This is a genomic window from Alphaproteobacteria bacterium, assembly GCA_002869105.1.
GTDB lineage: Bacteria > Pseudomonadota > Alphaproteobacteria > UBA7879 > UBA7879 > UBA7879.
On record PKTP01000003.1, the window covers coordinates 179,266 to 189,894 of the forward strand.

The 10,629-nt window shown below is 44.8% G+C and carries 13 protein-coding genes; 3 read left to right on the forward strand and 10 right to left on the reverse strand.

The window, feature by feature from the left end; all coding sequences use genetic code 11:
* Window position 1: 1 nt before the first annotated feature.
* From tmk to C0582_01845, 7 genes are all read right to left on the reverse strand, one after another.
* On the reverse strand, window positions 2-697 hold the full coding sequence (tmk, locus tag C0582_01815) for a dTMP kinase (protein PLX30268.1): 696 nt from the start codon (window positions 695-697) through the stop codon (window positions 2-4).
* Window positions 679-1,917, reverse strand: a complete 1,239-nt coding sequence (locus C0582_01820) for a D-alanyl-D-alanine carboxypeptidase (protein ID PLX30269.1) — start codon at window positions 1,915-1,917, stop codon at window positions 679-681. Before C0582_01820 ends, tmk begins: the two co-directional genes overlap by 19 nt.
* Before the next feature lie 12 nt (window positions 1,918-1,929).
* The gene (locus C0582_01825) at window positions 1,930-3,150 is read right to left on the reverse strand and encodes a septal ring lytic transglycosylase RlpA family protein (protein PLX30270.1); all 1,221 of its coding nucleotides are present in this window, start codon (window positions 3,148-3,150) and stop codon (window positions 1,930-1,932) included.
* A 24-nt stretch (window positions 3,151-3,174) separates the two neighbouring features.
* Window positions 3,175-4,002 (reverse strand): putrescine ABC transporter permease PotI, encoded by an 828-nt coding sequence (locus tag C0582_01830; GenBank protein PLX30271.1) that lies wholly within the window; start codon window positions 4,000-4,002, stop codon window positions 3,175-3,177.
* Window positions 4,002-4,904, reverse strand: a complete 903-nt coding sequence (locus C0582_01835) for a putrescine/spermidine ABC transporter permease (GenBank protein ID PLX30272.1) — start codon at window positions 4,902-4,904, stop codon at window positions 4,002-4,004. Before C0582_01835 ends, C0582_01830 begins: the two co-directional genes overlap by 1 nt.
* Window positions 4,905-4,917: 13 nt before the next feature.
* Entirely contained in the window at window positions 4,918-6,063 is a 1,146-nt protein-coding gene (locus C0582_01840; GenBank protein ID PLX30273.1) for a polyamine ABC transporter ATP-binding protein, read from the reverse strand.
* A gap of 140 nt (window positions 6,064-6,203) precedes the next feature.
* On the reverse strand, window positions 6,204-6,617 hold the full coding sequence (locus C0582_01845; GenBank protein ID PLX30274.1) for a hypothetical protein: 414 nt from the start codon (window positions 6,615-6,617) through the stop codon (window positions 6,204-6,206).
* A 309-nt stretch (window positions 6,618-6,926) separates the two neighbouring features.
* Here C0582_01845 and C0582_01850 point away from each other — a divergent pair, with 309 nt between their 5' ends.
* Genes C0582_01850 through recJ form a run of 3 tightly spaced genes read left to right on the forward strand, consistent with a single transcriptional unit; the run spans window position 6,927 to window position 9,161 of the window.
* On the forward strand, window positions 6,927-7,124 hold the full coding sequence (locus tag C0582_01850) for a hypothetical protein (protein PLX30275.1): 198 nt from the start codon (window positions 6,927-6,929) through the stop codon (window positions 7,122-7,124).
* 20 nt (window positions 7,125-7,144) lie between these two features.
* Window positions 7,145-7,366, forward strand: coding sequence for a hypothetical protein (locus C0582_01855; GenBank protein PLX30276.1), 222 nt, complete (start codon window positions 7,145-7,147; stop codon window positions 7,364-7,366).
* A 37-nt stretch (window positions 7,367-7,403) separates the two neighbouring features.
* On the forward strand, window positions 7,404-9,161 hold the full coding sequence (recJ, locus tag C0582_01860) for a single-stranded-DNA-specific exonuclease RecJ (protein ID PLX30277.1): 1,758 nt from the start codon (window positions 7,404-7,406) through the stop codon (window positions 9,159-9,161).
* Here recJ and C0582_01865 read toward each other — a convergent pair.
* The 3 genes from C0582_01865 to C0582_01875 all read right to left on the reverse strand — a co-directional run.
* Entirely contained in the window at window positions 9,154-9,807 is a 654-nt protein-coding gene (locus C0582_01865) for a hypothetical protein (protein PLX30278.1), read from the reverse strand. The two genes, recJ and C0582_01865, sit on opposite strands and share 8 nt — an antisense overlap.
* Window positions 9,808-10,377 (reverse strand): thioredoxin family protein, encoded by a 570-nt coding sequence (locus tag C0582_01870; protein ID PLX30279.1) that lies wholly within the window; start codon window positions 10,375-10,377, stop codon window positions 9,808-9,810.
* A 24-nt stretch (window positions 10,378-10,401) separates the two neighbouring features.
* On the reverse strand, window positions 10,402-10,629 hold a 228-nt coding region (locus C0582_01875; protein PLX30280.1), incomplete at its 5' end, for a hypothetical protein.

Sequence of the window (10,629 nt, forward strand, 5' to 3'; positions counted from 1 at the left end):
GTTAGGCAGATTGAAACTCTGGGGGGGTTAACGGCGTCAAAGGAGTCCCCCGCGCAGCCAAGGCACGGCAAATATCTTGGTGGACCTGCAATTTGTCTTTCCGGGCATCGATGGTTTCAAACCGATCCTGTTGCTTTGCTAAGATGCGATAGCCCTCAAGCAGTCTTTTTTGAAAATCAACGCCCAACTTTTCAACGCGGTCCATGGCATCCGGATTGCCAGATTCCAGAGCTCGGCGCTCAACGCGTTTGAAAGTATCCTCAGCATCATTGTCCATAAAAAAGGTAATATCAGGCTCAAAACCATCTAGAACCAAGTCATTAATCCCCTGGACCCATCCCAAAGGCAATTGGTGGGCAAAGCACTGATACGCCAAAGTTGAATCGGTGAAACGATCACAAATCACCCAGGCACCTGATTCCAGTTCAGGTTTGATGACTTTCACAACGTGGTCATAGCGGGCGGCGTAAAGGAGTAAAACTTCGCTGATGGGGTGCCAGGTATCCTTGTCCCCCTCTTTTAAGAGAGAGCGGATTTTTTCAGCACCCTCCGTGCCTCCAGGTTCTCGGGTCACAACCACCCGTATTCCTTTTTTTTCAAGCGCCTGGGCCAAAAGGTTTACATGGGTTGATTTGCCAACACCGTCCGCGCCTTCAAAGGTGATAAATGTCCCACGGTTCAAGCGCTCGCTCCCCAAATAGTGTAATAGAGCGCGGAAATCGCCCGGCCAAAGAAACCCACTTCATTAACAGTTTCACCTGCAACAACTGGATAAACCCATTTATTGCCAGGAGCCTCAATCACCAAGTCTCCAACGCGCACACCCTGTTTAACGGGCGCTTCGATCGGGTCATTATAGTGATATGTTACCTTTAGGTGCTTATGCTCTTTTTGCGAAAGGGTCAGCCGCACGCGTTCAGGCACCATTAATGAGACTGTTTTTTTAGCGCCCAACCAGATGCGGGCTTCTCCCAAAATCTGACCAGCTTCAAACAGTGTCTGATTTTTATATTCTCTAAAAGCCCATTTGAAAATTTTTTCACCGACTTGAAACCGGTCTTTGTCTGATTCACAGCCATTCAATACCAGGATGAAGCGCATCCCATCATGCGCCGCTGATGCCACAATACCGTATCCAGCCGCATCCGTAATCCCTGTTTTAATACCATCCACATGGGAGGGGGACCGGAATAAAAATTGATTTCGGTTGGCTTGGTGAATGTTATTGTATTTGAAACTTTTTTCACCAAAGTAGTGGTAAAACTGGGGATAAAGGCGAATCATCTGCACGCCCATTAACGCTAAATCGCGCGCGGTTGAGTAATGATCGGGACTCGGCAATCCAGAGGCATTGACGAAATTTGTGTTTTGTAGCCCCAACTCTTTAAGACGCTCAGTCATTTGATCAGCAAATTGTCGCTCATCGCCGGCCAGGCCTTCTGCAACCACCGTTGTGGCATCATTTCCAGATTGAACAACAATCCCGCGAATTAAATCTTCAACACGCACTTGGGTATTGGGTTCCAAGAACATCCGAGACCCCTCCTTTTTCCAAGCATTCACACTCACAGAAAACGTATCATCCAAAGAAAGTTGACCGCTCTGCAACTGTTCAAAAACCATCATCAGTGTTGCAATCTTAGTCATAGAAGATGGCGGTGTTTTTTCATCACCGTTTTTTTCTAACAACACACGGTTGGTCTCAGGCACCACTAAAAAAATTTGCTTGGCGCCTTGCAGAAGAGGGCTTTGATCTGGCACAGGGTTATAAAAATCCTGGATAGCATTTTGATCCAAAGTCTCTACTTGTGGTTGCACCGCCTTTTGGGGCGTGCCTTTATCCCCTGCCATAACAATGGCAGGAAGTATCATAAAGAAAAAGCTAACAATTAATTGTGTCATTCTACCTTGCATCATAACCTCTCTCTATCAATCCATCACAATGTGAACATCGCCATGGCCCACATCTAAAATTTTATTCATCACTTTTTGTGCTTCGCCAGCATCATCAAACGGTCCAAAACGCACCCGGTAGATGCTTTGCCCATAACGATCTAGTTTTTCAATGGTTGCTTGACCCACCGATGACAACATGGAAGAGATTTTTTCAGCATTTTGCTGGCTGCTAAACGCTCCCACTTGAACATAAGATTTTCCGTATGTACTCAATGCAGACACATCATCGACAGTTTTTTTGATGCTTTCTTGGGTGCCTGCTTGCGTGACGGGCTCAGAGGTCACAACTTTTTTGTTCTTCGTATCACTTAAGGCAGAAACCACCCCGGCAAGCGACTCATCCTTATTCTCAGAAGCATAGGCTTCGGGGCTTGAGGTAGTGGCATCCACAAAAGTTTGAGAGACTTCTTGCGCTTCTTTTTTCATAGGCTCGCCTGTTTCTTGATTCACTGAAACCAGGCCTGCAGATGCAACTGGCATTTGAGCGGCGTTTAAATCATTTTTAACAAATTGATTTTGTGCATACGAGGCAACGGCCAAACTTTCTTCCGGCATGAGCTCAACCCGAACCTTCGCCGTTCCTCTGGCAATAAAACCAAGCAGTTCAGCGGCCTTTCGAGAAAGGTCGATGATGCGATCATTGACAAAAGGGCCCCGATCATTCACCCGCACCAGAAGAGAGCGGCCATTTTCTAAGTTCGTCACCCGGACAACGCTTGGCAAAGGAAGAGTTTTGTGTGCGCCTGTCACCAAGTCCATATCGAAATATTCACCGTTTGCTGTTATTTTTTGGTGAAAGCCTGGCCCATACCAAGAGGCAATGCCAATTTCATCATACTTGCCATCTTCTTTTGGGAAATACCAAGTACCATTAACTTTATAAGGCTTTCCTAATTTATAGATCCCCTCGCCTTTCATATCAAACCAAGCAGGTTTTTCATCAGATTCCTTAATCTCAAAGACTGACTTATCAAAACGTTTAGACTCACTTGAAATCATTTTATTTTCATCATCAATCATCGACCGCTGCGCGCACTGCGACAAGATCAGTAAGGGGGCTAAAAAAAACAGCACCTTTCGCAAAGAAGTAAATTGATTTTGGGTAAAGCTTAAGAATTTCATAAGGGCTCTCTTTAAATTTTTCAACGTAAACACGACAGATTTGATCATAATACAAAAACGATATGAGGTCATCCAAAAACCGGGATGTATATGGCTTTATTCTGCAGAGGGTTGCAGAATTATCCCAGACTCATCCTTTTGAGTTAACTTCCGGGAAATCAACAACAACCCCACTGATAAGATCACAATCATCACCGTTGCAAGGGCATTAATTTCCGGGGTAAGACCAAACTTGATGCTTGAGAAAATAGCCATCGGCAAGGTTGTGACTTCTGCTCCTGAAACAAAACTTGCCACCACCAAGTCATCAAAAGATAAAATAAAAACCAACAACCAGGCCGAAATGAGCGTCGGGGCAATAATCGGAATGGTAATTTTAAAAAAGATGCTCAGCGGTGTCGCGCCTAAATCCATGGCCGCTTCAATGACGGCAGAATCAAAATTTTTCAATCGATTGCGAATCATAATAAAAGCATACGCCATACCAATGGTTGCATGGGCAATGATAATCGTTAACATACCCCGATTTCGCGGCAGTCCGACCCAGTCTTGCAAAACCAAATAAGCCATCAAAAATGCCATACCCAGAACCACTTCCGGTAAAACCATGGGAGCAATGCTGATAAAAGAAAAAAATCTACGGCCCCGCATCTGCGGAAACCGCGTATAAGTGACCGCTGCAATGGTCCCAAGCAAGACCGCAATCGATGCTGATAGAAACGCAACTTGCAAACTGATGCCTGTTGCCTTCATCAAGACCTTATTATTCCAAAGATGGTGATACCATTTAAGGGAAAAACCGCTCCATACCGAAACAAAGCGAGAGTCATTAAAAGAGTACACAATCACATAGATTAAAGGCGCCAGCATAAAGAAATAACCCAACCACAGCGCACCTCGCAATCTTGGAAAAAGATTATACATTATAAATCTCCCTTCTTCTGTGCGCGGTAAATAGGAAACATCAGAACCACTAATAATGCCAGAGACAACATAGAGGCCATGGTCCAATCACGATTAAAGAAAAACTCTTCCCAAATCACCCGGCCAAACATAACTGCTTTACTGCCTCCCAACAGGATCGGGATAATGATTTCTCCCAATGCAGGAATAAATACAAAAAAACAGCCGGTAAAGATCCCCGAAACAGTATTGGGGAGCAGAACCTGGCGAAAGGAAGACCAAGGCTTACATCCCAAATCAGCGGAAGCTTCAATTAATGACCAATCAAATTTTTGCAGGGTGCTATAGAGGGGCAATAACATAAACGGCAAATAGCAATAAACAATACCCAACCCCACTGCAAAGTCAGTGTATAGCAAAGTAAGAGGTGTGCTAATAAGTCCAAGTTTCATCAAAGCAGTATTGATAATTCCATCAGAATTCAACAAACCAATCCACGCATAAACCCGCAAGAGAAAGGATGTCCAGAACGGTAAGAGAATCAATAAAAGCAAGCTCGATTGGTAACGTTTTGGCATCATCACCAGCCCCAACGCCATGGGATAGGCGACAATGAGAGCAATCAATGTTGACAGTCCTGCAATTTTAAGGGAGCGCCCAAAAGCGTAAACATAAATCTTTTCATTAAAGAGGTCGAATAAATTGGCTAGGTAAATCTTAAACTCAATAAATTCCCATGAAAAATTCGTCAGCAAATTTTTATAAGGCGGGATTTGTATGTAAGGTTCTGAAAAGGCAACTTTGATAATTTGTAAAAAGCCTAAGAAAAAGACCGGGAGAATCCAAGCATAAACACACCCAGCCAACAAAAACAACGTCCATTTTTGCGAGGGATTTTTAATGTTTAGCTGTTCTTTCCACATGGCGATCTTTCTCCTAAGACATCAGAACAACAACATTACTAGGATCCCAGCTCAAATATACTTGATCTTCCCAAGTAATTTTCCCCTCCGAGGCCCGAATGTTATTTGGAATCATGGCTTGCATCGTTTTATCGCTGTTTTCTAAACGCACGTGATAAATTGACACGTCTACAAGGTAAGCGATATCTTCAACCGTGCCCATCACGTGGTTGAAATCACGTTTGGTGTAACGTTTTGAAATGTGCACCTTTTCTGGCCGAAGCGCCATACTAATCAAAGATCCCTCGGGAACACTCACAGCCGGTGAAACATAGGCTGGAAGGTTGAAATCTTGCACATCTAAAATCAGGTGATCATCATCTTCATCCACCACCATCCCTTCAAACAGATTCATGGTTCCAATGAAGTTGGCAACATAGCGTGAATTTGGAAACTCATAAATTTCTTGCGGTGTTCCCAGTTGAACAATTTGCCCCTCTTCCATGACAGCCAAGCGACTCGCCATGGTCATGGCCTCTTCCTGATCGTGGGTCACGGTTAAAAATGTTCCGCCCACGGTTTCTTGAATGTTAACCAATTCAAATTGCGTTTTCTCACGAAGCTTACGATCCAAGGCAGCCAAAGGCTCATCCAGCAAAAGCAGCTGCGGTTGTTTGGCCAAAGAGCGCGCCAAGGCAACGCGTTGCCGCTGCCCACCCGAAAGTTGATGCGGCTTTCGCTTTGCCAGATCCGCCATCTCAACCAAGCGTAAACTGTGATCAACCCGTTCTTGGATAGTATTAGAAGTTAGATTTTCTTGCTTCAGACCGAATGCGACATTTTGCTGCACAGATAAATGCGGGAAAAGGGCATAGGATTGGAACATCATACTGACTGGGCGCTCATAGGGCGGCACCCGTGTAATATCAACGCCATTTAAGTAAATCTTACCTTTAGAGGGCGTTTCAAATCCTGCAAGCGTTCGAAGTAAAGTTGTTTTGCCGCAGCCCGAAGGCCCAAGCAAACAGAAGAATTCCTCTTGGTATATCTCCAAATTAACATTTTTCAGAACCGGCACGCCTTCATAGTCCTTACTCAAATTTTCAATGATCAAGTAGGGCGTGACATCGGGGTCTTGCCAGGGTTCTAATTTTAGATTTTTTCGATAATATTTGCGCATTAGTTACCGTTCTTTTTTATGCCCGAATTTAAGCCAGATAGTTAGATATACCACAGCTAAATCACGGGATAAACAAAGAACACACGCAAAAAAACCCGTAACTCACGTACGAGGTCTTCAGGCTAAGAAATTTCAATATTTTAAATCCCAGCAGGTCTCACTGGCTTTCTCTGACGTATAAATTCTCTTCTGACTCTTTGAATGGCCTCACTAACCAATCGCTGCGTCATCGGGCTTTTTGGTAAAACAGCATGGTACTCTTCTACCACAGCCTCAACCGCCTCTTCCTCAGGATTCAATGCCAAGACTCGGACATCATACTCTTCTTCATCAGAAGTATCGGTCAAGGCTTTGATGACAGCGCCTCTGATATCTTCTGGAAATAACGTCAACTCTGACTTTGTTAAGCACATAGAAGAAGTTTTACTTTGCCATGATCTACTTATTCTTTTTAGACCAGATCTTTCTTCGAGGGTTTCAGCTACCTCATCCCCTATGGCGTATCCTTGAAAACCTGCCACGGCCCAACAAATCAATAAAACTATTTTTTTCATATTATTTAAATTTTAAATTCTTACTATTAAAATTAATTACTTAAGTAAATACTTATATTTTTTTATTTTTTATTATATCAGATAGGGATATTACCCCTGCTTTAAAGCGCTGTATTTATTGAGTCGAACCAAAAAATGACGGATGTTGCAACGGCTCTCGAACTAAGCCAGCACGCATTGCTCAGAAACACGAGCATGTCTGCGGCTTAACCTTAGTGTAAAATTTCTTTGAATGACCAGCAAAATCAGTTGACTCTTGTTCAGTTCCAGTGATATATTAAGTCGATAAATGATGGGAGATCTCCACTTATGAAAAAAATAACAATGTATTTTACAATCTTTGCTTCAATGCTGATTCTCAGTCAGTGTAGTCAAAACAATCAAGAACCAGAGACCAATTCAATCATGCGCTGTCAAAGCGAGTGCCGTCACAAAGGAAAGTTGATCGATTATGATCAAACTCAACTTCAAGGCACCTGTGTTTGCGATTGGGAAAAAGACCAATAATTTCATTTTAAGGGGCAGCCGTGATACAAAAATCTGGTTTCGTCATCTCAGTTCTAATTTTAGCTTTTCTGAGCCAGTGCTCAGATGGCTATCCAAACTTCGCAACTGTCCCGCCCCGCCAAGACGAGCGCATCCCCCTCGAAGACGTCAAAGAAGATCTTGAAGTCATGGCTCTAGAAAACGCTCTGCAAAAGAAAGCGGGGATCGCGGCTTTGGGGTCTGATTTTCGATCAAAGGGTTAATCTTGCTTTGCCATAGGATTTAACCTATACAACGCTTATGGTAGCCAACGATCTTTACTGCACCTCTTCTTCCAATGCCTTGTGGTTTCTTAAATCACCTCCTCACAACCTTACCGCTCTTGCCACTCAGTCGAATCTGCCTTCGCGTCTGGTTCAGCTCATGCTCAATCGGGACATTCATCCCCAGGATTTTTCTGCCTTTCTGAATCCAACTTTGGCTGAAACAACCCCCGATCCTTTTCATCTCATTGATATGGATAAAGCGGTAAACCGTATTTGCACTGCGCTTCAATCACATCAAAAAATCACTGTTTTTGGTGATTATGATGTTGATGGCGCCACTTCCTGTGCCAGTCTGATTCTCTTTTTTCGGGCGCTGGGTCATGAGATTTCCTATTACATTCCTCAACGCGCGCAAGAAGGGTATGGCCCCAATATTCCAGCCTTTGATAAACTGAAAGCCAATGGCACAGATGTCATCATCACGGTTGATTGTGGTGCAACGGCTCACGAGCCTCTCGCCCATGCCAAAAAAATAGGGTTAGATGTCATTGTTTTAGATCATCACCTCGGCGCTGAACAGCCGCCAGAAGCAACCGCCGTTGTCAATCCGAATCGCCTTGATGAAGCAACCCCTCATACCAACCTAGCTGCTGTCGGGGTCACGTTTTTATTCATCATCGCTCTCCGGCAACGGCTGCGTCAACTCGGATGGTTTACTGCGGATCGTCCCGAACCCAAGCTCTCATCCCTTCTTCCCTTGGCCGCCCTTGGCACTGTTTGTGATGTGATGACGTTGACACGCTTTAACCGCACCCTGGTGAAGCAAGGGCTCAAGGTTTTAGAAACGTCCGCCACCATGCCGGGCTTAAAAGCCCTCCTTGACCAGGCATCTTTATCTCCTCCTTTCAAAGCATCTCATTTTGGTTTTATCATCGGACCACGCATTAATGCCGCGGGTCGAATTGATGATGCAGCTCTTGGCACCAAGCTTCTTTCGAAAAAAAAGATCGATGCTGAAGCGCTTGAAATTGCCACCCACCTCAACCAGCTCAACCAAGACCGTCAAGCGATTGAGCACGCAACTTTACAAGCAGCGCACGCCCAAATCACGCCTGATTGCCCAGAGCCCTTCACCCTTGTTTCGGGGCAGAATTGGTCGGCGGGTGTCATTGGGTTGGTGGCAGGCCGGCTGAAAGAAAAGTTTTACAAACCTTCTTTTGCGATCAGCTATGATAATACTACTGGTCTTGGCAAAGGATCGGCGCGATCTATTTCGGGATTTGATGTTGGCACAACCATCCAGCAAGCGGTCGCCGCTGGTATTTTACAAAGCGGTGGTGGCCATCCCATGGCGGGGGGATTTGTTATCGCTCAAGATCAGCATGAAAATTTTCAACGATTCTTAACCAAAAAAACCATCAATTTGGTTACCACGCGCAGCTACAGCATTGATAGAGCGCTCAGCCTTGAAGCGGTCACCCTAGAGACTTATAACGAAATTGCGCAGCTAGAACCTTTTGGCAACGGCAATCCAAAACCTCTTTTCTTATTCAAAGATTGTCAGGTGCATTATTGTGCTGTCATGGGTAAAAACCACCTTAGACTCACCATTAAAAATGGCTTTGGCACTCAAAAAACAGCTGTCCTCTTTCGTGCGTTTGAAAGACCCTACGGCCATCAGCTCATGGAATCATCTGGATACACGGTTGATATCATCGGCTCTTTGAATCTGAACACTTTCAACGGCAGTGAAACCATTCAAATCCTCGTCGACGATCTACATATTATTTAATCGGTGGGATCGACGCGGGGATATAGCAAACAGCCAGCCCATCCCCCACTGGCAACAGAGTCATAGACAGATCCGCCACACTCTTTAACCAGTGATTAAACTCAGTTATTTTTTGGATCAAGCGATGCGAGCTATCCAAAACTGAGTGACCCTTGAATCCTAAAACGTTATCAACCACCAATAGGCATCGGCCCTCACTCCGAAGAGCCATACACTTTTCAACATGCCGCTGAAGATCTTTTTTACTCGCATCAATAAAAAAGCAATCAAAGGATCGGGCCTCTTCTTTTAATGCTTGCAAATGGGTGGTAGCTTCAGAGGCCACAAATTCAATGCGATCGTCAACATCGGCCTGGCGCCAAAAATGGCGCGCCAAAGGAATGCCGCTTTCAGAGCGATCCAAAGTTGTAATCTCAGCTGCTGTTGCGAGAGCCATCCACAAAGTACTATAGCCAGCAAACGTTCCAATTTCTAAAATGGCCTTTGGCTGAAAAAGACGCAGACACAAGGCTAAGGTTTGCCCGGCTTGAACCGATAGCATATTATGGGCTTGCTCAGGAAGTGTTTGCTCAATGGCTTGGCGCAACGCTGCTAAAGGCTCAGGGATGGGGCTTGAATGCGCCACACAATAGTCAACAGAATCCACCTAAAACACCGGTGTTTCACGCCATTTGACATTGCAGCCCATACTAGGCTTTTGGGGTCGGTCATTTGCCACACCCGCTGTTAAGGCCATCACCGCATGTCTTAAATCTTCACCGGTCACGGGCACATCATTGTCAGGGCGCGAGCCATCAAATTGCCCCCGGTAAACACACTTTAAGTGGGCATCAAATAGATAAAAATCCGGGGTGCAGGCAGCTTGGTAAGCCCGTGCAACTTCCTGCGTTTCATCGTATAAATAGGGGTATGACAGCTTTTGAGTTTCTGCCATTTCTTTCATGGCGTCCGGGCCATCTTCTGGAAAGTGGTGTGCATCATTGGCTGAAATCGCCACAACGCCTATACCTCTTTCGATGAATGTTTGGCTCAATTTATTAAACACGGGCCAAATATGTTGAACAAACGGACAATGATTGCAAAGAAAAGCAACAATCAGCCCTTTCTTGCCTGTCACATCAGCCAAGGTGCACGGTTTGTTGGTCAGAACATTGACCAGTTTAAAATCTGGTGCAGGGGTTCCTAACGGCAGCATAAGGGAGGGAGTGAGTACCATAAAACTTGTCTTTTCTTTTAAAGCCTAATCATCCTCTTGATAAGAATCAAGCAAAACAAATGTGAGATCGACCGTCGTTGCAGACGTTTCGTTAAAGCCAGCAGATTGGTAGGTGTGTTTTTGATTGGATGCATCACGGATTGCAAGCTTGAAATCTCCTTCCATAATAGAGTCCGCCACAGACCGATACCAGTTTTCTGGACCTTGCTCGTTAAAGCTTACATGATAACGACCTCGATCAAGCTTTAAGTC

What these genes read in the sequence shown, in the direction of transcription:
- C0582_01820 (PLX30269.1), bottom strand. Translation starts at nt 1,917, where the DNA reads ATGATGCAAGGTAGAATGACACAATTAATTGTTAGCTTTTTCTTTATG.
- C0582_01825 (PLX30270.1), bottom strand. Translation starts at nt 3,150, where the DNA reads ATGACCTCATATCGTTTTTGTATTATGATCAAATCTGTCGTGTTTACG.
- C0582_01830 (PLX30271.1), bottom strand. Translation starts at nt 4,002, where the DNA reads ATGTATAATCTTTTTCCAAGATTGCGAGGTGCGCTGTGGTTGGGTTAT.
- C0582_01835 (PLX30272.1), bottom strand. Translation starts at nt 4,904, where the DNA reads ATGTGGAAAGAACAGCTAAACATTAAAAATCCCTCGCAAAAATGGACG.
- C0582_01840 (PLX30273.1), bottom strand. Translation starts at nt 6,063, where the DNA reads ATGCGCAAATATTATCGAAAAAATCTAAAATTAGAACCCTGGCAAGAC.
- C0582_01845 (PLX30274.1), bottom strand. Translation starts at nt 6,617, where the DNA reads ATGAAAAAAATAGTTTTATTGATTTGTTGGGCCGTGGCAGGTTTTCAA.
- C0582_01850 (PLX30275.1), top strand. Translation starts at nt 6,927, where the DNA reads ATGAAAAAAATAACAATGTATTTTACAATCTTTGCTTCAATGCTGATT.
- recJ (PLX30277.1), top strand. Translation starts at nt 7,404, where the DNA reads ATGGTAGCCAACGATCTTTACTGCACCTCTTCTTCCAATGCCTTGTGG.
- C0582_01870 (PLX30279.1), bottom strand. Translation starts at nt 10,377, where the DNA reads ATGGTACTCACTCCCTCCCTTATGCTGCCGTTAGGAACCCCTGCACCA.